This window comes from Lutibaculum baratangense AMV1 (assembly GCF_000496075.1).
In the GTDB taxonomy this organism is placed as follows: Bacteria; Pseudomonadota; Alphaproteobacteria; order Rhizobiales; family Tepidamorphaceae; genus Lutibaculum; species Lutibaculum baratangense.
In genome coordinates this window covers 61,991-85,909 of the sequence record NZ_AWXZ01000012.1, presented here as the reverse complement: position 1 = coordinate 85,909, position 23,919 = coordinate 61,991, and the positions used below count along the sequence as shown (strand labels likewise).

The 23,919-nt window shown below is 69.7% G+C and carries 20 protein-coding genes; 13 read left to right on the top strand and 7 right to left on the bottom strand.

The features are described from left to right. The first annotated feature begins 64 nt into the window (after positions 1 to 64). From uxuA to N177_RS02240, 12 genes are all read left to right on the top strand, one after another. The gene (uxuA, locus tag N177_RS02295) at positions 65 to 1,279 is read left to right on the top strand and encodes a mannonate dehydratase (protein WP_023430607.1); all 1,215 of its coding nucleotides are present in this window, start codon (positions 65 to 67) and stop codon (positions 1,277 to 1,279) included. Then, positions 1,276 to 2,775, top strand: a complete 1,500-nt coding sequence (locus tag N177_RS02290) for a mannitol dehydrogenase family protein (protein ID WP_023430606.1) — start codon at positions 1,276 to 1,278, stop codon at positions 2,773 to 2,775. The genes uxuA and N177_RS02290 overlap by 4 nt, the downstream gene beginning before the upstream one ends. Positions 2,776 to 2,915: 140 nt before the next feature. Then, positions 2,916 to 3,962 (top strand): ABC transporter substrate-binding protein, encoded by a 1,047-nt coding sequence (locus tag N177_RS02285; RefSeq protein WP_023430605.1) that lies wholly within the window; start codon positions 2,916 to 2,918, stop codon positions 3,960 to 3,962. Between the two features lie 10 nt (positions 3,963 to 3,972). After that, positions 3,973 to 5,226, top strand: coding sequence for an ABC transporter permease (locus tag N177_RS02280; protein ID WP_023430604.1), 1,254 nt, complete (start codon positions 3,973 to 3,975; stop codon positions 5,224 to 5,226). Beyond that, the gene (locus N177_RS02275) at positions 5,223 to 6,038 is read left to right on the top strand and encodes an ABC transporter permease (RefSeq protein WP_023430603.1); all 816 of its coding nucleotides are present in this window, start codon (positions 5,223 to 5,225) and stop codon (positions 6,036 to 6,038) included. The genes N177_RS02280 and N177_RS02275 overlap by 4 nt, the downstream gene beginning before the upstream one ends. Before the next feature lie 140 nt (positions 6,039 to 6,178). Further along, the gene (locus N177_RS02270) at positions 6,179 to 7,621 is read left to right on the top strand and encodes an NAD-dependent succinate-semialdehyde dehydrogenase (protein ID WP_023430602.1); all 1,443 of its coding nucleotides are present in this window, start codon (positions 6,179 to 6,181) and stop codon (positions 7,619 to 7,621) included. 107 nt (positions 7,622 to 7,728) lie between these two features. Continuing rightward, complete coding sequence (locus N177_RS02265; RefSeq protein WP_023430601.1) at positions 7,729 to 8,682, top strand: LysR family transcriptional regulator; 954 nt, start codon at positions 7,729 to 7,731, stop codon at positions 8,680 to 8,682. A gap of 117 nt (positions 8,683 to 8,799) precedes the next feature. After that, positions 8,800 to 9,801 (top strand): TRAP transporter substrate-binding protein, encoded by a 1,002-nt coding sequence (locus N177_RS02260; protein ID WP_023430600.1) that lies wholly within the window; start codon positions 8,800 to 8,802, stop codon positions 9,799 to 9,801. Positions 9,802 to 9,805: 4 nt separating this feature from the next. Further along, on the top strand, positions 9,806 to 10,321 hold the full coding sequence (locus N177_RS02255) for a TRAP transporter small permease (protein WP_023430599.1): 516 nt from the start codon (positions 9,806 to 9,808) through the stop codon (positions 10,319 to 10,321). 15 nt (positions 10,322 to 10,336) lie between these two features. Further along, positions 10,337 to 11,623, top strand: a complete 1,287-nt coding sequence (locus tag N177_RS02250; protein WP_023430598.1) for a TRAP transporter large permease — start codon at positions 10,337 to 10,339, stop codon at positions 11,621 to 11,623. A 36-nt stretch (positions 11,624 to 11,659) separates the two neighbouring features. Further along, complete coding sequence (locus N177_RS02245) at positions 11,660 to 12,469, top strand: carbon-nitrogen hydrolase family protein (protein WP_023430597.1); 810 nt, start codon at positions 11,660 to 11,662, stop codon at positions 12,467 to 12,469. A 19-nt stretch (positions 12,470 to 12,488) separates the two neighbouring features. Then, entirely contained in the window at positions 12,489 to 13,154 is a 666-nt protein-coding gene (locus tag N177_RS02240; protein ID WP_023430596.1) for an RraA family protein, read from the top strand. Between the two features lie 25 nt (positions 13,155 to 13,179). Here N177_RS02240 and N177_RS02235 read toward each other — a convergent pair whose 3' ends face one another. The 7 genes from N177_RS02235 to N177_RS02205 all read right to left on the bottom strand — a co-directional run bounded on the left by N177_RS02235 (position 13,180) and on the right by N177_RS02205 (position 22,672). Beyond that, positions 13,180 to 15,339 (bottom strand): MGH1-like glycoside hydrolase domain-containing protein, encoded by a 2,160-nt coding sequence (locus N177_RS02235; RefSeq protein WP_081718335.1) that lies wholly within the window; start codon positions 15,337 to 15,339, stop codon positions 13,180 to 13,182. 71 nt (positions 15,340 to 15,410) lie between these two features. Next, the gene (locus N177_RS02230; RefSeq protein WP_023430594.1) at positions 15,411 to 16,022 is read right to left on the bottom strand and encodes a cysteine hydrolase family protein; all 612 of its coding nucleotides are present in this window, start codon (positions 16,020 to 16,022) and stop codon (positions 15,411 to 15,413) included. 7 nt (positions 16,023 to 16,029) lie between these two features. Then, a complete protein-coding gene (locus N177_RS02225) occupies positions 16,030 to 17,094 on the bottom strand; it encodes an ABC transporter ATP-binding protein (protein WP_023430593.1) in 1,065 nt (354 codons plus the stop codon). Next, positions 17,081 to 17,860: an ABC transporter permease gene (locus N177_RS02220; protein ID WP_023430592.1), complete on the bottom strand. Its 780-nt coding sequence runs from the start codon at positions 17,858 to 17,860 to the stop codon at positions 17,081 to 17,083. The genes N177_RS02225 and N177_RS02220 overlap by 14 nt, the downstream gene beginning before the upstream one ends. A 14-nt stretch (positions 17,861 to 17,874) precedes the next feature. Next, on the bottom strand, positions 17,875 to 18,774 hold the full coding sequence (locus N177_RS02215) for an ABC transporter permease (protein ID WP_023430591.1): 900 nt from the start codon (positions 18,772 to 18,774) through the stop codon (positions 17,875 to 17,877). Then, positions 18,764 to 19,840, bottom strand: a complete 1,077-nt coding sequence (locus N177_RS02210) for an ABC transporter substrate-binding protein (protein WP_023430590.1) — start codon at positions 19,838 to 19,840, stop codon at positions 18,764 to 18,766. Before N177_RS02210 ends, N177_RS02215 begins: the two co-directional genes overlap by 11 nt. Positions 19,841 to 19,978: 138 nt before the next feature. Beyond that, entirely contained in the window at positions 19,979 to 22,672 is a 2,694-nt protein-coding gene (locus N177_RS02205; RefSeq protein ID WP_023430589.1) for a hypothetical protein, read from the bottom strand. A gap of 124 nt (positions 22,673 to 22,796) precedes the next feature. On the opposite strand from N177_RS02205, the gene rbsK reads away from it, so the two are divergent. Continuing rightward, complete coding sequence (rbsK, locus tag N177_RS02200; RefSeq protein WP_023430588.1) at positions 22,797 to 23,750, top strand: ribokinase; 954 nt, start codon at positions 22,797 to 22,799, stop codon at positions 23,748 to 23,750. Positions 23,751 to 23,919 lie beyond the last annotated feature (169 nt).

Here is a 23,919-nt window from a genome sequence, read left to right as displayed (position 1 = left end):
TAGTCAACAGTGCCTGTTCGGGCTAACGATGGAGGCGAGGCAGACAGACCCGGAGGAGAGCCCGATGCGGCAGACATGGCGGTGGTTCGGTCCGAGCGATCTCGTCGGCATCGACGAGATGCTGCAGGCGGGCGTCGAGGGCGTGGTCTCCGCGCTCCATCACGTGCCCACGGGTGAGGTCTGGGCGCTCGCCGAGATCGCCGAGCGGCAGCGCCAGATCGCGACGCGCCGCGACGGCACGCCCTCGGGGCTCGCCTGGGAGGTGGTCGAGAGCCTGCCGGTGTCGGAGGACATCAAGAAGCAGACGGGCGCCTGGCGCGAGCACCTCGCGGCCTACAAGGCGAGCCTTCAGAACCTGAAGGCGGCCGGGATCGAGGTGATCTGCTACAACTTCATGCCGGTGCTCGACTGGACCCGCACGGACCTCGCCTACAAGGTCTCGCACGGCGGAACCTGCATGAGGTTCGACGTCCACGACTTCGCCGCCTTCGACATCTTCATCCTCGAGCGGCCGGGGGCGCGGGAGGATTTCGCGCCGGAGGTCGCCGAGGAGGCGGAGCGCCGCTTCCGGGCGATGGACGACGAGCGGAAGACGGCGCTCGCCGGGAACGTCGTGTTCGGCCTGCCGGGCGCGGCCGAGCATTTCACGCTGGAGGACGTGCGGCGGCACCTTCAGGAGTACGCGGCGATCGACGAGGAGACGCTCAGGGGGAATTTCGTCGCGTTCCTCGAGGAGGTCGTGCCGGTGGCGGAGCGGCTCGGGATGCGGCTCTGCTGCCACCCCGACGACCCGCCGTTCCCCCTGCTCGGCCTGCCGCGCATCATGTCGACCGAGCCGCACTACCGGGCGATCATGGAGGCGGTCGACAGCCCGGCGAACGGCATCACGCTGTGCTCCGGCTCGCTCGGCGCCCGGGCCGACAACGATATTCCGGGCATGATGGATCGCCTGGGCGACCGCGTGCATTTCCTGCACATGAGAAACGTGAAGCGCGAGGGCGAAGGATGGCCCGCCTCCTTCCATGAGGCCGAGCATTTGGGCGGCGACACCGACATGGTGGCCTTCATGGCTGCGGCGCTGAAGGAGGAGGCGCGTCGCCGGGCCGCCGGCCGGGTCGACTGGTCGATCCCCTTCCGCCCGGACCACGGACAGGACATCCTCGACGACCTGAATCGCAAGGCGCAGCCGGGCTATCCGGCGATCGGCCGCCTGAAGGGCCTCGCGGAGCTGCGCGGCGTGATGACGGCGCTGAGCCACGCCTCCGGAACGGCTGCATGAGCGAACGTCTGGGCTCCGCCACGCTCGCCTCCGCCAGGGATGCGGCCGCGCGCCCGGCTTACGATCCCGCGAGCCACGGCACGGGCATCGTGCATCTCGGCATCGGCGCCTTCCACCGCGCCCACCAGGCCGTCTACACCGACGACGCGCTCGCGCAGGCCGGCGGCGACTGGCGCATCCTCGGCGTCAGCCTGCGCTCGACCGGCGTCGTCGACGCGCTGAACGCGCAGGACGGTCTCTACACGCTGCTGACGCGGGGAAGCGACGGCACGACCGCCCGGATCGTGGGCAGCATCGCCACGGCGGTCGCCGCAGCGCGCTCGGGAGAGCGGCTGCTCGTCGCGCTCCAGGATCCCGCGACGAAGATCGTCACACTGACCGTCACCGAGAAGGCGTACGGGATCGACCGCGCGGCCGGAGACGTCGACGAGGCCCACCCGGCCGTGGCGGCGGATCTCGCCGCGCCGGGAAATCCCTCGGGGGTCCTGGGGCTTCTCGTCGAGGGCCTGCGCCGCCGACGTCTGGCGGGCACGGCGCCCTTCGCCGTGCTCTCATGCGACAACCTGCCCGAGAACGGCAAGCTCCTGCGCATGGGCGTGATCGCATTCGCCCGCAGGGCGCGGCCCCGCCTCGCGGACTTCATCGAGCGCCGGGTCAGCTTCCCCTCCTCGATGGTCGACCGCATCACCCCTGCGGCGGGCGACGAGACGCTCGCCGAAGCCGAGCGCCTGACGGGGCTGCGCGACGAGGCGGCGATCGAGACGGAACCTTTCTCGCAGTGGGTGATCGAGGACCGCTTTCCCCACGGTCGACCGGCCTGGGAGGCCGGCGGCGCACTCTTCGTCGATGACGTGGCCCCTTACGAGCAGATGAAGCTGCGCATGCTGAACGGCGCGCACTCGATGCTCGCCTATGCGGGCTTTCTCTCGGGGCGCGGGTTCGTGCGCGACGTGATGGCCGATCCCGCGCTCGCGCTCCTCGTGCGGCGGCACATGGCGGCTGCGGCCGCGACGCTGAAGCCGCTCTCCGGCATCGACCGCGCGGCCTATGCCGAGGATCTCCTGAAGCGCTTCTCGAACCCCGCGATCGCGCATCAGACCTACCAGATCGCGATGGACGGCACGGAGAAGCTGCCGCAGCGCATCGCGGCGCCGGCGATCGAGGCGCTGGAGCGGGGAACGCCGGTCCGCCCCTTCGCCTTCGCGGCGGCGATGTGGATGCGCTACTGCCTCGGCCGCTCGGAGGCGGGCGACACCTATGCGCTGCGCGACCCGCGCGAGGCAGCGATCGCCTCCGCCGTGTCGTCGGCCGGCGGCGACGCGAGCGTGCTCGCTGGCGCGCTGCTCGCCTTGCCGGACGTCTTCCCGGAGCGCCTGCGCTCGGACGAAGCCTTCCGGGCGCCGCTCGTCGAGATCCTCGGGCGGGTGATGGCCGAGGGCGTCCGCCCGGTCGTCGAGGCGGAGGCGAGGATGGTCGAACGCCGCGAGCGGGGCTGAGGCCAGCTTCGCTTCGCCGCAGATTCCGCCCTTCCCGTGCGAAGAACGTTGCGAAGCGCGCCCGGCTCGGTAACGATCCCCTTCGCGGGCGGCACGAGATCGCCCCGGGCGACGGGTCGCGTGGGACAGAGGAGCGGACGATGGAATTACGGACGAAGGTGTTGGCGGGCTTTGCCGCGGCGTTTCTGGGAAGCACCTGCCTCGCGGCGGCGCAGCAGGTGACGGTGACGTCGTGGGGCGGCGCCTATCAGGACGCCCAGCGCGAGGTCTATTTCGATCCGTTCGAGGAGGAGACGGGGATCGACCTCGTCGAGGAGAGCTGGGACGGCGGCATCGGCGTCATCCGCGCGCAGGTCGAGGGCGGCAACGCGACGTGGGATGTCGTGCAGGTCGAATCGGAGGAGCTCCAGGTCGGCTGCGACGAGGGTCTCTACGAGGAGCTCGACTTCTCGAAGATCGGCGGCGAGGACCAGTATATCGAGTCCGCCGTCCATCCCTGCGGCGTGGGCGCGATCGTCTACAACTTCGTCATGGGCTACGACCGCGACAAGATCGCCGAGGCGCCGGCCGGCTGGGCCGATTTCTTCGACCTCGAGAAGATCCCCGGCAAGCGCGGCCTGCGCAACGGCCCGAAGACCAATCTCGAGATCGCCCTGATGGCCGACGGCGTGGCGCCTTCCGAGGTCTACGAGACGCTCGGAACCGACGAAGGCGTCGAGCGGGCCTTCGCGAAGCTCGACGAGATCAAGCCCGACCTCGTCTTCTGGGAGGCCGGCGCCCAGCCGCCGCAGCTCCTGGCGTCGGGCGAAGTGGCGCTGACCTCGGTCTATAACGGCCGCATCGACGCCGCGAACAAGGGCGACGGCCGCAACTTCGGCATCGTCTGGGACGAGAGCCTCTTCACCCTGGATTCATGGGTCATCCTGGCCGGCTCGAAGAACATCGACTCCGCCTACTCCTTCCTCGAATTCGTCGGCCGCGCCGACAACCAGGCGAAGCTGCCGGTGGCGATCGCATACGGCGTGACGAACCCCGCCGCATCGGAGCAGATCGATCCCGAGAGGCTCGCCGAGCTTCCGACGGCGGAGGAGAACATGGCGAACGCCCTGCAGATCTCCGACGAGTTCTGGCTCGAGAACATCGACCGGCTGACCGAGCGCTGGGGCCGCTGGGCCGCCACGAACTGACCGGGCCCTGATGGTCGAAACCTCCCAGGAGGGGCCGCGCGCCGCGCGGTCCCTCAAGCGTTCGCTCGCCCGCGCGGAGCGGAGGCGCAAGCTGCGCGCCTTCCTCCTCGTCCTGCCGCTCATCCTGTTCGTCCTCGCCTTCTTCGCGGCGCCGATCATCGGCATGCTCGAGCGCGCCGTGGTCGACCGCGACCTGATGCAGGCCTGGCCGCGAACCGCCGAAGCCGTGAAGGCACACGACTGGAGCGAGGCCGAGGTGCCGGGCGAGGAGGTCTTCGCCGTGCTGGGCCCGGAGCTCGCGAGCTCCTTCGAGGCACGCACGGCGGCGGGCGTCGCGCGGCGCCTGAACTACGACCTAGACGGCGGCCGCTCGCTCGTCATGAACACGGCGCGCAGCGTCGCCCGGCTCGACGAGACGCCGCCCGCATGGCGCGACGCGATCCTCGAGATCGAGCCGCGCTGGGGCGAGCCCGCCACCTGGACGGCGATCCGCCGCGCCGCGGGGCCGGTCACGGATTTCTACCTCCTCCAGACAATCGACCGGCAGCGTGTGGCCGACGGCTCGATCGCCTCCGTCCCCCGCGAGCGGGCGATCTACCTCCAGATCTACGGCCGCACCTTCGCGATCGCGCTGTCCGTCACGCTCCTCTGCCTGGCCATCGGCTTCCCGATCGCCTACCTCCTGGCGAGCCTGCCGGCGAACCGGGCGAACCTGCTCCTGATCCTCGTGCTCCTGCCCTTCTGGACGCCGCTTCTCGTGCGCACCGCGGCCTGGGTCGTCGTGCTGCAGGAGCAGGGCCTCGTGAACCAGATGCTCCAGTTCCTGCAGGTCACCGACCGGCCGATCCGCCTCGTCTACAACCGCACCGGCGTCATCATCTCGATGACGCACGTTCTCCTGCCCTTCATGATCCTGCCGCTCTACGCGGTGATGCAGACCGTGCCGCCGCACTACATGCGGGCCGCGCGCTCGCTCGGCGCGCCGCCCTTCACGGCGTTCCGGCGCGTCTACATCCCGCAGGTCATGCCGGGCATCGCGGCGGGCTCGATCCTCGTCTTCATCATCGCGCTCGGCTACTACATCACGCCGGCGCTCGTCGGCGGGGCGTCCGACCAGATGGTCTCCTACTACATCGCCTTCTACACGACCGACACGGTCAACTGGGGGCTCGCGGGCGCGCTCGGTGCCGGGCTGCTGGCGGCGACGCTCCTCCTCTACACCGTCTATTCCCGCCTCGTGGGCGGGGTGAGGGGGGTCATGTGAGCGGCTCCGTCACGCTCACCGAGAAGGTCTGGCGGGTCGTGCTCTACGTCGCGGCCACCGCCGGCTTCGTCTTCCTCGTCGCGCCGATCCTCGCCATCGTCCCGCTGTCCTTCAACGACGGGCAGTTCCTCACCTATCCGCTGCGAGGGCTGACGCTCCGGTGGTACGAGAACTTCTTCTTCTCCGGCACCTGGATGTTCTCGATCCGCAACAGCCTGATCATCGGCGTCTGCGCGGCGCTGATCGCGAGCGTTCTCGGCACGCTCGCCGCGATCGGACTGTGGCTCGCCGAGTTTCCCGGCAAGCGGCTCGTCGGGGCGTTCCTGCTCGCGCCGATGATCGTGCCGATCGTCATCTACTCCGTCGGCCTCTACTTCTACTTCGCGCCCTGGAACCTGACGGCGACGCATCTCGGCCTGATCCTCGCCCACGCGGTGCTCGGGGCGCCCTTCGTCCTCATCACCGTCGGTGCCACGCTCTCGGGCTTCGACCGCACGCTCATCCGCGCCGGCCAGAGCCTCGGCGCCACGCCGATCCAGGTCGCCCGACACGTCGTCTTCCCGCTCATCGCGCCGGGGGTCGTGTTCGGCGGCCTCTTCGCCTTCGCCGTGTCGCTCGAGGAGGTGATCACCGTGCTCCTCATCGGCGGGCCGAACCAGCGCACCTTGCCACGCGAGATGTTCTCCGGGATCCGCGAGAACATCTCGCCGACCATCGCGGCGGCGGCGACGATCATGATCGTGCTGGCGATCCTGCTCCTCGTCACCGCCGAGCTTCTCCGTCGGCGCTCGGCGAAGCTGCGCTCCGGCTGAAGCCTTCGCTCCGGCGCCACGCCGGTCTGGAGGCGGACGCGGAGGGGTGGTAGAGACGGGCTCGCGCCCATCGACTCCCGCGGCGGCGGACCGCCGGCGCCCCCTCTTCCGCCGATCCCTTGCGAACGAGCGAGACGACGATGACGCACAGCTATCCCGAGACGCTTCTCCTGATCGACGGCGAATGGCGGCCGGCCGCCTCCGGCAAGACGATTCCGGTCGTCAATCCGGCGACCGAGGAGGTCATCGGCAAGGTCGCGTGGGCCGAGAAGGCCGATCTCGACGCCGCGCTCGAGGCGGTGGCGAAGGGCTTCAGGGTCTGGTCGCAGACCTCCGCCTACGAGCGGGCGAAGACGATGCGCAAGGCCGCGGGCCTCCTGCGCGAGCGCGCCGACGAGATCGCCGCCGTCATGACGCTCGAGCAGGGCAAGCCCGTCGCCGAGGCGATGATGGAGACGATGGCGGGCGCCGACATCATCGAGTGGTTCGCGGGCGAGGCGCAGCGCGTCTACGGCCAGATCATCGCCCCGCGTGCCGGCGGCGTCACCCAGCTGGCGATGAAGCAGCCGGTCGGCCCGGTCGCAGCCTTCACGCCCTGGAACTTCCCGATCAACCAGGTCGTGCGCAAGCTCTCGGCCGCGCTCGCGACCGGCTGCTCGATCATCGTGAAGGCGCCGGAGGAGACGCCGGCGGCGCCCGCCGCCCTCATCCGCGCCTTCGTCGACGCCGGCGTGCCGGCGGGCGTCGTCAACCTCGTCTACGGCGTGCCGGCGGAGATCTCCGAGTACCTGATCCCGCACCCGGTCATCCGCAAGATCTCCTTCACCGGCTCGACGCCGGTCGGCAAGCATCTCGCCGCGCTCGCCGGCCAGCACATGAAGCGCGCGACGATGGAGCTCGGCGGCCACGCCCCGGTCATCGTCACCGAGGACGCCGACGTCTCGAAGGCGGTGAAGCTGCTCGCCGCCTCGAAGTTCCGCAATGCCGGCCAGGTCTGCATCTCGCCGACGAGGTTCCTCATCCAGGATGGCGTGAAGAAGGACTTCCTCAAGGGATTCACCGAGGCCGCGAAGGCGGTGAAGGTCGGCAACGGCCTCGATGAGGGCACCACGATGGGCCCGCTCGCGAACGAGCGCCGCGTGCCGTTCCTCGAGGAGCTGATCCAGGATGCCGTCGACAGCGGGGCGAGCCTCGAGACGGGCGGGCGGCGCATCGGCAACAAGGGCTACTTCATGGAGCCGACCGTGATCGCCGACGCGCCGCTCTCCTCTCGCGTGATGAACGAGGAGCCGTTCGGCCCGCTCGCCGTCGTGAACTCCTTCTCGGACCTCGACGAGGTGATCGAGGAGGCGAACCGCCTGCCCTACGGCCTCGCCTCCTACGCCTTCACGGGCTCGCAGAAGACGGCGCACGAACTCACCATGCGCATCGAGTCCGGCATGACGACGATCAACCATATCGGCCTCGCCCTGCCGGAGGTGCCGTTCGGCGGCATGAAGGATTCGGGCTACGGCTCGGAAGGGGGCTCGGAGGCGGTCGAGCCCTATCTCGTTACCCGCTTCGTCACGACGGCCGCCGCCTGAGGGCTATTCACCTGGTCTCCCAGCCGGGACGCGACCCGGCCGGGAGACCGTTCGCCGTGCCCGCCCTACGGGCTTTGCGGCCCGAGGGGTGGAGGGCATGATGCGCGGTGGCCATTCCCGCCGCGCGTGATGTGACGACCGTGAACCTGAAATTCCTCGAGACGCTCGTCTGCGTCGCCGAACTGAACAACCTCCACCAGGTCGCCGAGCGGCTGCACACCACGCAGCCGACGATCTCGTCGCGGATCAAGGCGCTCGAGCAGGAGCTCGGCGTCACGCTGATCGAGCGGGGGCCGCGCGGCGTCGCGCTCACCGCGAAGGGCATGGAGGCCGTCGCCTTCGCGCGCGACCTCGTCGCCCGCTCCAACAGCATGCGCGCGCGGATCTCCGATCCTGCCACGCTCGGGGGCATCGTCCGGATCGGGGTGATCGGCACGATCATCCACACCTGGCTGCCCTCGCTGATCGAGCGGCTGAGGGGCGACTATCGCAAGGTGATCTTCGAGATCGAGTCGAACACCTCCGTCAGGATGGTCGAGCAGCTCGTCTCGGGGCAGCTCGACGTCGGCCTGCTGATGGGGCCGGTCGACAGCCCCGGCGTCGGCAATGTCGATCTCGGCGCCTTCGACATGGCGTGGGTCGCCAAGCCCGGCCAGTTCCGCCTGCCGCCCGAGATCGACGTGACCGACCTCGCCGACCTGCCGATCCTCTCCTACCCCCGCGGCTCGAAGCCCTATTGGATGATCGAGCAGTATTTCCGCGACAGCGACGTGCGACGCCCGCTGCTCAACTGCTCCAACTCGCTCGCCTCGATCATCCGGCTCGCGATCGGCGGCATCGGCATCGCGGCGATACCGCCGATCACGATCCGCGAGGAGCTCGCCGCGGGCCAGCTCGAGATCCTGCCGGTGCGGCACGTCATTCCGCCGCTCGGCTTCCACGCCTCCTACCGCACCGGCCGGGGCAGCGAGCTCGCGGAAGCGATCGCGATGTACGCGCGGGAGGAGGCGATGCTCTTCGCCGATACGCACGCCCCGATGGGCGTCTCGCGTCCGCAATAAGATTTCTCTATCGCTTACGCTAAGAAAATAAGATTGGACCTCCGGCACCCGCGTCTCGAAACTTTCATCCGTCGCCCCCGAGGCGACGACCGGACCGCCACCCCACCGGAGACCGTCATGCGCAAGTTCAGTCTCGGCCTCGCCGGCCTCGCCGCCCTGGGCCTCGCCTTCGCCACGTCCGCTGCCGACGCCGAAACCTGGCGAATGTCGCACAAGATGCCGCCCGAGAGCGTCGAGGGCCGGCTCTTCCAGGAGTTCGCCGACAAGATCGCCGAGAAGACCGGTGGCGAGATCGAGGTGCGCGTGTTCCCGAGCGAGCAGCTCGGCAAGGACGACACCGTGCTCGAGCAGCTGCAGATCGGCACGATCGACGTCTATCCCGAAGGCATCTCCTACCTCCAGAAGTGGGTGCCGGAGATGAAATGGACGAGCGCGCCCTTCCTCTTCGACGACCGCGACCACTGGTCCCGCTTCATGAACACGGACCTCGTGCAGGGCTGGCTTCAGCGCGTCGAGGACGAGGCCGGAATCGCCGTGATCGGCGACTCCACGAAATTCGTGCGCGGTCCCTACCGGGTGATGGTCACGAACAAGCCGTGGGAGACGCTCGACGAGATGCAGGGCATCAAGCTCCGGATGCATCCAGACGAGCTGGCGGCCGACGCGTGGCGGCACCTGGGCGCGGAGGTGCGGACACTCGGCTGGACCGAGGTCTACGAGTCGATCAGCCGCGGCATCGTCGACGCGGTGAACAGCCCGGTCGCCCTCGTCGAGCCGATGAAGTTCTACGAGGTCGCCCCCCACGTGATCCGCCACGACGAGTACGAGCAGGGCATGGCGTTCATGACGAACGCGCGGAAGTGGAACGCCCTGCCGGAGGAGACGCGGCAGCAGGTTCTCGACGCCTACGAGGAGGTCGCCGCGCACTCGCAGGAGGTGATGGCCGACACGGCACAGACCGACATCGACAAGATGACGGCGGGCGACGTCAGCTACACCGAGCCCGACACCTCGGCCTTCGTGGAGCGCATGAAGTCGTTCTACGAGGCGAGGGGCGAGGCGGGCGAACTGCCCGAGGGCTTCCTGGAGGCCGTCCAGCAGACCCGCCAGGGCAGCTGAGGGCATGGCGGGCATCGTCCGGCCGATCGAGGCCGCGCTCGACGCGGTCGAGTGGGCCTTCCGCTCCGCGGCGAACCTCCTCCTCCTGGCGATGCTCGTCATCAACTTCCTGAACATCGCCTCGCGGTTCTTCACGAACCAGGGGCTCGCCTGGGTCTTCCCGCTGACGACGGTGATGTTCGTGTGGATGACCTTCCTCGGCTTCTACGTCGTCTACCGCCGGGGCAAGGACATCACGGTCGACTTCCTGCTCGACCGGCTGGGCGCGAAGGCGAACATGGTCGCGCGCATCCTCGTCGACCTCGCGATGCTCCTCCTCCTCGGCGTCCTCCTCGCCGAGGCGCCCGCCCTCCTCAGCCGGCAGGTCGGCAACATCGAGATGGTGGGCATCCAGCGCTACTGGCTGTCGGTGCCGTTCTTCGTCTCGTGCTTCCTGATCGTCATCCATGTCCTCGTCGACATGGTGCACGCCTTCCGCCGCGATCCCGAGCCGCACCACGTGCCGGCCGGCGACATCTGACGGGAACCTCCTTCGATGATGACGGCCCTGCTGTTCGTCGGCTTCCTCGTGCTCATCCTGCTCAGGGTGCCGATCACCATGGCGATCGGCCTCTCCGTGCTCGCGGCGCTCGTGCAGGCCGGCTTCTCCGACACGCTCTACATCATGCCGCTGCAGATCCTCGAGGGCGTGAACGCCCCGAGCCTGCTCGCCATCCCGTTCTTCATCATGGCCGGCAACCTGATGAACATCGTCGGGATGACCGACCGCATCTTCAACTTCGCCTCGGCGCTCGTCGGCCATTTCCGCGCCGGCCTCGCCCAGGTGAACGTGCTCTCCTCGATGCTTTTCGCCGGCATCTCGGGCGCGGCTGTGGCCGACGTCGCCGGGCTCGGGATGATCGAGATCAAGGCGATGCGCGAGCGGGGCTATCCCGTGCCGTTCGCCGCCGCCGTCACGGCGGCCTCCGCGATCGTCGGGCCGATCATCCCGCCCTCGATCAGCCTCGTCATCTACGCCTTCCTGTCGAACACGAGCGTCGCGCGGCTCTTCCTCGCGGGCGTGGTGCCGGGCGCGCTCATCGGCATCTCGCTGATGCTGTTCAACCGGTTCCTCGCGATCCGCCACGACTTCCCGCGCGAGGAGCGGGCGAGCCTGCAGACGATCGGCCGCACCGCGATCGACGGCATCGCCGCGCTCGTCGCGCCCGGCATCATCCTCGCCGCGATGCTCACGGGCACCACGACGGCCACCGAGGCGGGCGTCCTCGCCTGCGCCTACACCCTCCTCCTGGGCGTGCTCTACCGCACCCTGACGATGGCGAGGCTATGGGAGGCGCTGACGGAGACGATGACGATCACCGCCGTCATCATGATCATCATCGGCTTCAGCCACGTCATGGGCTGGCTGCTCGCGATCGAGCAGGTGCCGCAGGAGCTGGCGCAGCTCGTGCTCGACGCGACGGAGAGCAGGGCGCTCTTCCTCCTGCTCCTCATCGCCTTCCTCCTGTTCATCGGCTGCTTCGTGGAGGGCGTGCCGGCGAAGCTCATCCTCGTGCCGGTGCTCCTGCCGCTCGTCGACCAGTTCGGCGTCGACCGCATCCATTTCGGCATCATCATCACGATGGCGCTCCTCATCGGCATCGTCACCCCGCCGATGGGCATCGCCCTCTACATCGTCTCCGAGGTCGGCAAGGTGAAGTTCGAGGAGGTGGCGCTGGCCGTCGTCCCGTTCTTCATCCCGCTCATCATCGCGCTTCTGCTCGTGACCTATGTGCCGGGGCTCACGCTCTGGCTGCCCGAGCTCGTGCTCGGGCCGCAATAGGCCGTACCACCCCAAAAGGACGAAGACCGAACACCCATGAAAATCGCAACGCTGCAGATGAACACGCAGGACGACAAGGCGGCGAACATCGCGCAGGCCGTGTCGCTGATCGAGACGGCGGTCGAGGCCGAGAGGCCGGACCTCGTCGTTCTGCCCGAGACCTTCACCTATATGGGCGGCACGCATGAGAGCCGCATGGCGGCCGCCGAGACCTTTCCCGACGGCGAGGCCTACAGGGCCATGCAGGAGCAGGCGAGGAAGCACGGCATCTTCGTCCATGCCGGCTCGATGAACGAGCGCGCAGACGGCAACAAGAGCTTCAACACGACCGTCGTCTTCGACCGCTCCGGCACCGAGGTCGCCCGCTACAGGAAGATCCATCTGTTCGACGTCGACACGCCGGGCGGCCTCACCTACCTCGAATCCGAGACGGTGAAGCGCGGCGAGGACATCGTCACCTACGATTGCGAGGGCGTCACGGTCGGCTGCACGATCTGCTACGACCTGCGCTTCCCCGAGCTCTACGCGAAGCTCGCCGCCGCCGGCGCGCAGGTCATCATGGTGCCGGCCGCCTTCACGCTGCAGACCGGCAAGGACCACTGGGAGGTCCTGCTGCGGGCCCGCGCGATCGAGACGCAGACCTACGTCGTCGCCTGCGGCCAGATCTTCACCCACGACAACGGCAAGCGGCCCTGCTACGGCCATTCGATGATCGTGGACCCCTGGGGCACGAAGGTCGCCGACTGCTCCGACCAGGTAGGCTTCGCCGCCGCCCGCATCGACATCGGCTATCTCGAGAAGGTGCGCGGCTCGATGCCGGTCGCGAAGCACCACGTCCTCGTCTGATCAAGGAACGGCCCGAAAGATGTTCATCCTGAACGACATGCCGCAGCAGGTGCCTGCGGAGAAGATCGAGAAGCTGAAGACGGTCGAGACGGCCACCGTCGGCCATTTCAAGCACATGGGCTTCCTCGACGGCCGGCTGCGCGCCATGCTGCCGGACGTGCGGGTGGCGGGCACAGCCGTCACGCTGCGGATCCCGGGCGCGGACTCGACGCTGCTCCATCACGTCATGGGCCTCGTGCGCCCCGGTGACTTCCTGATCATCGACCGCGCCGGCGACACGCGCCACGCCTGCTGGGGCGGCGTCATCACCCACACCGCGAAGCGGCGCGGCGTCGTGGGCGCCGCCGTCGACGGGCCCGCGACCGACGTCGCCGACTTCCGCAAGCACCAGCTGCCGATGTGGTGCACGGGCCCGTCCCCGATCACGACGAAGCTCCTGGGGCTTGCGGGCGAACTGAACGTGCCCGTCAGCTGCGGCGGCGTCTCCGTCTCGCCGGGCGACGCGGTGCTCGCCGACGAGAACGGCGTCCTGATCCTGAAGCCCGACGAGATCGACGCGGTCGCCGACCGGGCGCTCGCCATGCAGGAGCGCGAGATCACGCTCCTTCAGCGCATCGACGCGGGCGAACTCCTGCCCGAGATCAGCGGCGCCACCGCTAAGATCGAAGCCTTCGGTAAGTCATAAGCCGGCTTACCAGCGTCTTGGGCGGTCAGTCTGCGGGCGCGAAGGCGACGAAGAGGTCGGTGGGGCCGTCGGTCGGCGGCAGCGTCAGCTCGAGGCCCCGCTCGCCGTCCGCCGCCTCGATGTCGGCGCCGCCGAGGAGGGCGGCCAGCAGCTCCGCCTCGCTGCGGTCGGGCAGGACGAGGACCGCCCCGTCCGTGCCCTCCTCGAGGCGGAACGAGAAGCTGTTCGCGCCGACCGTCAGCTGCGAAAGCGTGCCGGCGACATCGGTGGTGAAGATCGCCTTCTCGCCCTTCCAGAGCGTCAGCCAGCCGGCCTCGACCTCGACGACGACGCGGCCGAGCGGGCTCTCGACCGGCCCGAGCCGCACGTCGTCGCCGTCATTGCCGATCGACCACCCGTCCCAGGGGCTGAAGCCCATCACGGCCTCCGCGCCCATCAGCGGCAGCATCGCCGCCCAGCCGTAGAACGGGTCGGTGTCCGGCTGGTCCATCGCTTCCCCGGTCTCGGCGTTGTAGTTCTCCGCCGCGATGCGCCGCTCGCGCCAGGACTGCTCGAAGAGCTGCAGGCTCGTCTCGAGCAGGCCCTCCGCCGCCTCGTCGAGGCGGTAGCGCCTGAGGCCCTGCCAGACGAACCAGTTGACGTTCGGCCAGATGCGGCCGCGCCAGTACACGTTGTCGCGATAGGCCGGGTCGTTTCGGGTCGCGTTCGGCAGGCCGAACGGGCCGCCGAACATCGCGGGGTCGTCGAGATGGGCGACCAGCCGGTCGGCCTGGGCGCGGGAGGCCGCGCCGCAGATCAGCGGGTAGAGGCTCGTCGGCCCGACGCTCCGCACGAATGAGCCGTCGCGCTGGCGGTTCGCGAAGAGGCCGCGCTCCTCGTCCCACAGCTCCTCGCGGATCTTTCGCTTCGTGTCCTCGGCGAGCGCCGCGAACCTGTCCGCCTCCTCGTCCTCGCCGATCTCGGCGGCGGCGAGCGACAGCATCTCCGCGTCGAGCGCGAGCGAGCAATTGAGGCCCACGTCGAGCGTCGAGAGCGTGCGAGTCCCGGGATCGTAGACCGCCTCGTCATGCGTCGCCGAATTGTCCATGCCCGTCTCGTTGCGCGCCCCGAAGGCCGTGCCCTTGTAGAGCGCCTCGCCGACATCCGAGGTGCCGCAGGAGACGAGGCCGCGCCCGTCCGGGTCGCGCATCTCGCGCCACCAGCGGTGGTTGCGGGCGAGCGCCCGGTAGGTCAGGTCGAGGAGCGACCGGTCGCGGGTCCTGAGATAGGCGAGCCACACCATGAAGGCCCCGTTCGGCGCCTGCGTGCGGTCGACCCAGGAATCGTGCGAGGTGACGATGCAGGCGAAATTGCCCTGGGGCGTCGCGCTCGCCATCGCGGCCGCGAAGTTGTCGCGGGCGAGCGCCCTGTCGAACAGGGCGGACATCATGGCGTGATAGGTCTGGTCGTTCTGCCAGACGGCGAATTCGCCGAGATTCCAGATGCGGCTGCAGGCCGTGTAGGGCCTCCGGTTGACCGGGTCCCAGACCGTGTTCCAGGCCATCACGTCGCGCACGGCGTCGAGCGAGCCGGCATTCGCCCCGACCTGTGCCGGCAGCGCCGGCGCCTCGTCCTCGTCCAGCGCCTCGCGGGCCCTCGCGATCGCGAGGTCCGCCCGGTCGGCGACGCCGGCGGCGAAGCGCCCCTCGCGCATCATCTCCAGGTTGAAGCGCAAGGCCACGAGCCGGCCGGTCGTGCCGCGGCTCGCGAGGTGGAAATAGCCGTTCGCCTCGAAGTCCGCCGCCAGGGCCTCCACGTCCTCGTGCACCGTGACCTGCACGGGCTCGTCGGCCGACACGAGGGCCACGAAGCGGGTGCCGATCTTCACCACCGCCGCCCGCGCGTCGGCGAGATACTCCACCGCCTCGCCGCCGTCGGCCGACAGGCAGATCGTGACCCAGAAGCGCAGGCCCCATTCCCCGAGCTCGACGCCCTCCCACCGTCCCGCGACCGCGTATGGATCGATGGCCTTTCCGTAGGCGAGCGCGATACGCGTGCCGCCATGGACGGTCTCGAGCTCGACGAGGCTGCCGTCGATCGCGTGCCGGCCGAAGCGGCAGTCGGCGGGGCGGATCGTCGTCGCCGCCTTCGCGCGCGTCGAATAGAGCACCGGCGTCACGCGCACGCCGAGCGGCAGGAAGACCATCTCGGCCGGGCGCGGCGACCAGGTGTTCCACGCGCGGTCGTGTGGAACGGTCGTGTCGACGAGGCGGTGTGTCACGGCGCATCCTCCTGCGGCCAGTTGGCCAGAACCTCGTCCGTCGTGGCGAGCTCGATCTGCTCCGGCATCCGCGCGAAGAGGTGCTCGAACATCGCGTCGTGCGAGTTGGTCGCCGAGCTCGTGAGCGCGTCGGCGACGAGGACCACGCGAAAGCCCCGCTCCATCGCATCGAAGATCGAGGCGAGGACGCAGACATCGGTCTCGACGCCGGTGAGGACCAGTGTGTCGGCGCCCGCCGCCCGCAGCCGCGCCTCGGTGTCTTCGGGGGTGAAGATCGAGTAGGTCGTCTTGTCGATCAGGCGGGCCGGGTGCGCGATGTCGCGGAGCGGCGCGACGAGGTCGAGGAGGGCCGGGTCCATCGCCTGGAGCGTCAGGCTCGACCACCGCTCGTAATAGCGCCGCCAGCGGCCCGGCGCGTCCTGCGGCCGCTCCGGCACGAGGAAGCGTGCGAACCAGCTCCGCTCCGGGGCGTGATCGACGAGGCGCAGGATCGGCGGCACGATCTCCATCAGCCCGGGCGTGTGCCACTCCGTCGCCTCCGCGAAGAGCCGTTGCATGTCGATCACGACATGGGCGGCGGTGGCGGGGATCGGCTCGGCGAGCGGCATCTTGCTCTCAGTCGGCGAGGACGACGCTGTGGCGGGGCGCCCAAGAGAGCACGACGTCGGTGCCCGAGTCGAGCGGCCGGCCGAGGCTGTTCTGGGCGAAGACCTTCAGGGAAAGCTCACCGGAGCGGAGGAGATAGGTGAGCGACGTGCCGCTGTAGATGACGGACAGGACCTTCGCCCGGAGCCGGTTCGTCGGCTCGTCGGGCGCCGCAGGCATGGCCTCGGCGCCGTCGATCGCGATCTTCTCCGGCCGCACGGCGATCGTCGCCTGGCTGCCCTCGACCGGAAGCGGGCCCTCCGTCGCGATCATGGAATCCGCGATCTCGACCGCGCCACCGCGGACCGTGCCGGTCAGGAAGTTCGCGTCGCCCAGGAACTCGGCCGCGAAGCGCGTCTTCGGCCGCTCGTAAACCTCCGCCGGCCGGCCCACCTGCACGATGCGGCCGCGATCGAGGATGGCGACGCTGTCCGAGAGCGTCAGCGCCTCCTCCTGGTCGTGCGTCACGAAGATCGTCGTCAGCCCGCTCTCGCGCTGGATGCGCAGGAGCTCGACCTGCATCTCCTGGCGCAGCCGCCGGTCGAGCGCCGACAGCGGCTCGTCGAGGAGGAGGACGTCGGGCCTGATGACGATCGCGCGGGCGAGCGCCACGCGCTGCTGCTGGCCGCCCGAGAGCTGCCTGGGGTAGCGGTCGCCGTAGCCCGGCAGCCGCACCATCTCTAGCGCCCGCTCGACCTCCGCCTTCGCCTTCGCGCCCCGGATGCCGCGCCGGCCGAGGCCGAAGCCGACATTCTGCGCGACGCTCATGTGCGGGAAGAGCGCGTAGGACTGGAAGACCATGCCGATATTGCGCGACCAGACCGGCACGTCCGTGACGTCGCGCTCGCCGATCCTCACGACGCCGGCATCCGGCTTCACGAAGCCCGCGACGATGCGCAGGAGCGTCGTCTTCCCCGATCCCGAGGGGCCGAGCAGGCTCGTGAACGTGCCCTCGCCGAAGGTCTGCGTGATGTCGGACAGGACGGTCGTGGTGCCGTAGCTCTTGGCGACGGCGGTGACGTCAACGGCTGTCACCGAGGCCTCCCGGTCTGGCGAAGCGCGCGAAGCCCAGGATGATGATCATGGAGGCGACGAGCAGGATGGTGGAGATGGCGTTGATCTCGGGCGTGAACCCTTTCCGGATCGCCGAGTAGATCTCGACGGGCAGGGTCGTCATGCCGGGCACGGAGAGGAAGTAGGAGATCACGAACTGGTCGAGCGAGACGGCGAAGGCGAAGAGCGCCGCGCCGACGATGCTCGGCAGGAGAAGCGGCAGCGTCACCCGGAAGAAGGCGTGGACGGGCGTCGAGCCGAGGCTCATCGCGGCCTCCTCGAGATCGGCGCGCATCGTCTGCAGCCCCGTGCCGACGACGAGGACGACATAGGGGATGGCGAGCGCCACGTGGCCGATCAGCATGGCGTGCAGGCCGCGGCCGATGCCGGTCCAGAAGAAGAAGACGAGCATCGCCGTGCCGGTGATCAGCCACGGAATCGCGATCGGCGGCAGGAGCAGGATGCGCAGGAGGTTCCGCCCCCGGAACGAGCGGCGCCACAGGGCGAGCGCCGCGAGCGTGCCAAAGACCGTCGCGAGCACGGACGTGAGCACGGCGAGCCAGATGCTGTTCCAGCCGGCCTCGATCAGCCGGTCGTTGCCGGCGAGGTCCTGGTACCATCTCGTCGAGAACTCGAAGGGCAGGGCATAGAGCGGCGAAGCGTTGAAGCCCATGGCCGCCATCACGACGATCGGCAGGTAGAGGAAGACGAGGACGAGGGCGATATAGAGCCTGGCGATCCGGAGCATCTTGCGGACCCTCCTCAGGCCTGCGCCGTCCGGCGCAGCACGCCGGAGAAGGTCGCGAAGACGCCGAGCACGACCGCCAGCATCGTGAAGGCGAGCGCCGAGCCGAGCGGCCAGTTGAAGGCCTGGGTGAACTGGTCCTCGATCACCGTGCCCATGGTGACGCCGACGCGGCCGCCCAGGATCCGCGGCTCCATGAAGGCCCCGATGACGGGCACGAAGATCAGGATCGCGCCGGTGACGAGGCCCGGCATGGCGAGCGGCACGAGGATCCTGAACAGGATCGTCGGCCAGCGCGCGCCGAGGCTCATCGCCGCCTCGATCACCGCGTCGTCGATCGCCAGAAGCGCGATGTAGCAGGTCAGCACCATGTAGGGCAGGTAGCCGTGGACGAGGCCGAGCACGATCGCCGGCTGCGTGTACAGGAAGCCGAGCGACGGTGCGTCGGGCCAGACGGATCTCGCCGCGACGTCGAGAAAGCCGCCGCCGCGGATGACCATGGTCCACGAGAAGACGCGGACGAGCCCGTTCGTCCAGAACGGCAGCAGGAGGAGGATCAGGAGCGTCTCGCGCGACCGCCCCGCCGTCGCGCGCACCAGCGCGAGGGCCGTCGCGAAGCCGACGACGGCGCATATGGCGGTCGTCCACAGGCCGATCGACAGCGAGGTCCAGGCGACGCCGAGGAGATAGGGCTGGTCGTGGAAGGCGCGGTAGTGCCGCAGCGTCCATTCGACCGGCCGGTTGCCGAGCGGTGTCGCCTCGAGGAACGAGAACGCGAACATCGTGCCGAGCGGCAGGAGGACCGCCAGCGTCAGCCAGGCATAGCTCGGCAGAAGCAGCGCCGCCGTGGCGAGCCACGGCGGCGGGCGAAAGCGGGTGGTGGCCGGCGCGCCGGCCGCCCCGGCCTCAGCTGGCATAGAAGGCCTTCACCTCCTGCCAGGCGTTGTTGAAGGTCTCGCGCCGGTCGTCCGGCAGCGGTGCCATCAGCGTCATCGTCTCGAGATATTCCGGGTCGTGGATCTGCCGGATCAGGTTGTCCTCTGGCAGGGCCTCCATCGCCGCGGCGTTCGCGGAGGCCGGCGCGCCGACCTCGATCGCCCACTTCGTGTAGAACCCGGGGTCGATCATGTAGTCGATGAACTGCGCGGCCTCGTCCGGATTCTGGCTCGTCGCGGGTATCGAGAAGCTGTCGAGCCAGCCGATCGCGCCTTCCTCCGGCACGACGAACTGCAGCGGCAGGTCGAAGGTCTTCTGCGAACGCACCGCCGCGCCCGACCAGTAGATCGACAGGTCGAACTCGCCGGCCGAGAAGGCCTTGTTCCACTGGTCCTCGCTCGACCAGAGAAGCCGCACGTTCGGCTTCATCTCCTTCAGCTTCTCTACCACGGCGGCCATGTCCGACGGGTCGTTCATGTCCTGGCCCGAGAGAAGCGCCCCGAGCCCGACCATCGTGACGGCGTCGTCGAAGAGGGCGACCTTGTTCCGGAACTCCGGCGCGGCGAGCGCGGCATAGCTCGTCGGCGCCTCCATGCCGTCGCGGATCGCGAGCGAGTTCATGCCCCACACCCAGGCGACGCCGTAGAGCTCGCCGTCGGTCTTCAGGTACTCGTTCTCCCGCAGCGACGGCGCCAGGCCCTCGGCGTTCGGATAGTTCGCGAGGTCGACCGGCATCAGAAGCCCTTCGCCCGCGGCCTGCTGCGAGCGCGCGCTGTTGATCAGCACCACGTCGTAGACGCCGGGATTGGTGCGGAGCTTCGTCAGCATCTCGGCTTCGGAGTTGAAGTAGTCGTGCACGACCTCGATGCCGGTCGCCTCGGTGAAGGCCTCGACCGCCCATCGCTCGTCCGTGCCGTAGCCCTGCCAGTTCAGCACGGTGATGCGGCCGGCGGCGCGGGCCGGGCGAACGAGGTGGCGCGACCCGGCGAGGGCCACAAGTCCGCTGCCCGTCAGGGTCAGCATCCGGCGGCGTGACAGCTTGAGCATCTTCGGCTACGTCCCCTTAGGTGGCATGGTTTTTATTTGCATGCAAACGAGTAGAACATGATCCCTCGGGCCGGTCAATCGGCCCCGAAACCCTCGCCCTGCCGCGGGCTCGGCTCGTTCCGTCGGGGCTGCCGGCGCCTATCGTTCCTCCCGATCCTCCGGCCCCGCCTCGAGGCGCGGTGATTCCAGAAGGCCCGATGGCGTCGGCCCGCCGAGCTCGTGCGGCGTCCCGGCATAGTAGCGGTTTGCGGCGGTGTTGCGAATGCGCAGTTCGATCTCGACCTCTCCCTCGGCATCGAGCCGGAAGCGCCGCTCGCCGTGGAGGCGCCGGCCGAGCGATCTGCCGTCGACGAGGCACTCGACGGTCTCGCGGACGCGGGGCAACACGAGGTGCCAGGCGAGCCCGGCGGGAAGCGGCGGCAGGCGGACGCGGCGGCGGTAGATGCCGGTGCCGGAGAAGGCGGGCCATCCCTGCCGCTCCCACCCCTCGGTGACGCGGACCGGCTGGAACTCCGCGCCGGGGACTTTAGTATGGAACTCCCAGCGATCGCCGAGCACGATGGGCACCGGCAGGGGCGGCGGCCCGATATGGCCGGCGGCGGCGGGCGCGGCGCGGGGCCCTTCGGCCGCCCGCACTTCGAGGCACAGGAGCGCTTGCGCCGGCAGAACGATCTGCCGGGCCGCCGGCAGCGCGAAGGGCGCGGCCCTGCCCGAGACCGGGTCCCAGCGCGCCGCCTCGACATCGGGCTCGTCCAGCAGCAGTTCGAGTGCGCGCGGCGCGTCACCGTCATTGAACACGACAATCCGCCAGGCGTCGCCGTGGCGCGACACCCAGTTCCACGACGGGCCGCCGGAGATGCGGGGCCAGGGGCGCGGCGGCTCGATGGTGGCGACCGCGGCCGCGACCGCCGCCTCGTCCGGCTCCGGCAGATGGTCGAGGCTCGGCTGCGGCGCGAGGGCCTCCCGTTCCCCCGCGTCGTCGGCCGTGGGGTGAAGCGGGCGGGGCAGCCGGCCTGAGGCGACGAGGCGCCCCCCGCCGTCGAGAAGCGCGCGAAGCCGCGAGACCGCGCCGTCCTGCCCGATCACGTGCGCGTCGGGCAGGACGAGCGTGTGGTAGCGGCCCGCGCGGGTCACCAGGTGGCCGTCCTCCACCATGCCGGTCGCCAGAGAGCGCTCGTCGACCACGTCGTAGCCGATGCCGGCCTCGGCGAGCGCCTTCGCCCACCAGCCGAACTGCCGGGCGCAGGGCGCGTCGCCGCCGTCCTGCCAGAGCGCTGCGAGCGGGTAGAGGAGGGCGACCCGGCGCAACGGCTCGCCCTCTTCCAGGAAGGCCGAGAGCCGGGCGATCTCTTCGAAGACCTCCGGGCAGTCCTCCCACCAAGGCTCGAAATTGATGCCGGGCGGGAAGTCGTAGCGCAGGTTCGGCCGGCCGTCCTCGTGGTAGGCGGTGCCGTCGTCGAGATAGACCGCGTGGAACAGGAACTGCCGCGCGCCCATGAGTGTGTGGCGGATCGCCTGCGCCCGCAGCCGCTCGAGCGTCAGGTCCCACTGCCCCGCGAGGCCTGCCCGTCCGACCTCGCGGCCCGTCGCATACTGCTCGACGATGCAGCGGCTGCGGCCGCTGGCGCGGGCGACGGAGTCGCCGAGGCGCGCGGCGAGCTGCGGCACGTAGTCGGCTGCGTCCACCGCCGTCGTGGTCCTGAACGTATCGACACCGAAATAATCGACGCCCGGCATCACGCGCGGATCGATTCCCGACAGCCCCTCGCGCAGGCCCCATTTGCCGACATGGGTCAGGAGCTCGTGGCCGGCCAACTCGAAGCCGCGCCGGTCGCACCAGCGCCGGAGCGTGCCGAAGAACGCCTCGTGCAGGCGAGCCGAGTAGCGCGCGAAGAACCCGTGGCGGCGGGTCGCCGTCTCCGGACCGATCTCGCCGACCAGCGCCATCAGGTCGACCGTCTCCGTCTCCGCCTCGAGCTCCCCGCTCCACAGCAGGCTGTTGCCGAGCGCGCCCTCGTGTTCCGCCCAGCGATAGAAGCCGGCATAGGGATGGTCGAAGAAGAAGGCACGGGCCACGTCCTCGCCGGCCGCCTCCGCCGCCTCGGCGAGCGGCGCATAGACCAGTTCGGCAAAGCGCTCCGCCGCCTCCGGCAGGAGATAGTTGATCGGCCGCGACGAGCGGCAGCGCGCGCTGGCGAAGACCGTGAGCGGGCCATCCGGCAGTCCGGTGGTGTCGACGGCGATGCGGCAACCGTCCGGCTTGGCCGAGACGATCTCCGCCGGCACCTCGCGAAGCTCCGGCGTCTCGCGCGCGCCCCCGCCCCGACCGATGGAGGCGACGATACGCCACTCGTCCCACAGAGGCTTGCCGCCCTCGTAGCACCAGGCGAGACCGGCGGGCCCCAGGAACTCCAGGAACGGCGAGCGGATCTCCGAGACCGTCAGCTCAAGCCGCCCGTCGGGACCCGCCTCGGCCACCCGCCCCTTCGTCCAGAAGAGGTGGCGCTCGCGAAGATGGTCGGCGCCCGCGACCGTGTGGCCGCCGCCATGGCCCGACATCCAGTTGTACTCGTCGTAGATAACGGCCTGCATGCCGAGCGCCTTCGCTTCCGTGAAGGCGATGCGGCAAGCCTCGATCCATTCGGGCGAGAGATAGTCGGAGAGTGGCAGCGACAGCCGCGCCTGGATCATGAAGGTCGAGAAGCCCTTCGCCTTCATGTCGGCGATGCCGCGGCGGATCTCGGCTGCCTCGGGGATCCGGTTCCAGAACCAGAAGGCCGCGGGCCTGAACTCCGTCGGCGGGTATCGGAAGGTCTTGTCGGTCTGCGGCACGGTGCCTCCTCGCGGGGCGCGCGCGGCGCGGGCCCCTTCCAGCAGGCGCGGATCAGCCCATGACAGCGGGAAGAGTGTCAACCTATAGTGCCGCCGCCCGCCACAGCCGATTTGAAGAGCACAGATGTCCGAAGCCTCGCCCCGCGGAACCGTCGTCGTCCTCGGCATCTTCGCGGCCGATCTCGCCTTCCGGGCGCCCCGTCTACCACGGATCGGCGAGACGCTGCTCGCGAACGGCTTCGAGCTCGGTCCCGGCGGCAAGGGGTCGAACCAGGCGGTGGCTGCGGCGCGGTGCGGCGCGGACGTGAAGATGATCTCGCGCCTCGGCGCCGACGCCTTCGGCGAGATCGCGCGCGCGCTGTGGGGCGGCGAGGGGATCGACCTCCGCTTCGTCGCGACGGACGATGCGGCGCCGACGGGGGCCGCCTTCATCTATGTCGACGAGGCGTCCGGCCACAACGCGATCATCGTCGAGGCCGGGGCCGCCAAGAAGCTCTCCGCCGCCGATCTCGGGGCTGCGCGGGAGGTGATTGCGGCAGCGGATATCTTCATGACGCAGCTCGAGCAGCCGATCGAGGCGGCGCTGGCGGGCCTGCGGATCGCGAAGGGATCGGGCGTGCGCACGATCCTCAATCCCGCCCCCGCGGCCGACCTGCCCGACGAGGTCTGGCCGCTCTGCGACTACGCGACGCCGAACGAGAGCGAGGCCGGCGCGATCACCGGCATCGAGGTGTCGGATCTCGAGAGCGCCCGGAAAGCCGCCTCCGCGCTCGTCGAGCGGGGCGTGGGCTGCGCCGTCCTCACGCTCGGCGCGGCGGGCGTTCTCGTGCACTCGGCAGAGACCTCGCTCCACATCCCGGCCGTGGACGCGGGGCCGGTCGTCGACACGACCGGGGCGGGCGATGCCTTCAACGGGGGCTTCGCCGCCGCCCTCGCACGGGGAGAGGCGCCGGAGCGGGCGGCACGCTTCGCCTGCGCCGTCGCGGGCCTCTCCGTGACGCGGAAGGGTGCGGCCCGCTCGATGCCGAGCCTCGAAGAGGCGACCCGGCTGCTCGCGCGCACGGGCGCGGCCGGCTGACGGAGGCGTTTCGCCGGACGACCACACAATCGGCGCGATCTTGCGGCAGAACGTCGGAGGAACGGAGGTGGCTCGCGTCGCGGTGGAGCCGGTTACGATCGGTTAAACCCTGAGCTGCCTTCATCCTCGCTCGGGGGCGGCATGGTCAAGAACGGGACGTGGATCTGTC

Bases quoted from the DNA above. Each gene is read 5' to 3' on its own strand.
- N177_RS02215 (WP_023430591.1), bottom strand. From the start codon at position 18,774: ATGCCAGCTGAGGCCGGGGCGGCCGGCGCGCCGGCCACCACCCGCTTT.
- uxuA (WP_023430607.1), top strand. From the start codon at position 65: ATGCGGCAGACATGGCGGTGGTTCGGTCCGAGCGATCTCGTCGGCATC.
- N177_RS02270 (WP_023430602.1), top strand. From the start codon at position 6,179: ATGACGCACAGCTATCCCGAGACGCTTCTCCTGATCGACGGCGAATGG.
- rbsK (WP_023430588.1), top strand. From the start codon at position 22,797: ATGTCCGAAGCCTCGCCCCGCGGAACCGTCGTCGTCCTCGGCATCTTC.
- N177_RS02260 (WP_023430600.1), top strand. From the start codon at position 8,800: ATGCGCAAGTTCAGTCTCGGCCTCGCCGGCCTCGCCGCCCTGGGCCTC.
- N177_RS02245 (WP_023430597.1), top strand. From the start codon at position 11,660: ATGAAAATCGCAACGCTGCAGATGAACACGCAGGACGACAAGGCGGCG.
- N177_RS02255 (WP_023430599.1), top strand. From the start codon at position 9,806: ATGGCGGGCATCGTCCGGCCGATCGAGGCCGCGCTCGACGCGGTCGAG.
- N177_RS02285 (WP_023430605.1), top strand. From the start codon at position 2,916: ATGGAATTACGGACGAAGGTGTTGGCGGGCTTTGCCGCGGCGTTTCTG.
- N177_RS02280 (WP_023430604.1), top strand. From the start codon at position 3,973: ATGGTCGAAACCTCCCAGGAGGGGCCGCGCGCCGCGCGGTCCCTCAAG.
- N177_RS02290 (WP_023430606.1), top strand. From the start codon at position 1,276: ATGAGCGAACGTCTGGGCTCCGCCACGCTCGCCTCCGCCAGGGATGCG.
- N177_RS02230 (WP_023430594.1), bottom strand. From the start codon at position 16,022: ATGCCGCTCGCCGAGCCGATCCCCGCCACCGCCGCCCATGTCGTGATC.
- N177_RS02240 (WP_023430596.1), top strand. From the start codon at position 12,489: ATGTTCATCCTGAACGACATGCCGCAGCAGGTGCCTGCGGAGAAGATC.
- N177_RS02235 (WP_081718335.1), bottom strand. From the start codon at position 15,339: ATGGTCTTCCTGCCGCTCGGCGTGCGCGTGACGCCGGTGCTCTATTCG.
- N177_RS02210 (WP_023430590.1), bottom strand. From the start codon at position 19,840: ATGCTCAAGCTGTCACGCCGCCGGATGCTGACCCTGACGGGCAGCGGA.
- N177_RS02220 (WP_023430592.1), bottom strand. From the start codon at position 17,860: ATGCTCCGGATCGCCAGGCTCTATATCGCCCTCGTCCTCGTCTTCCTC.
- N177_RS02250 (WP_023430598.1), top strand. From the start codon at position 10,337: ATGATGACGGCCCTGCTGTTCGTCGGCTTCCTCGTGCTCATCCTGCTC.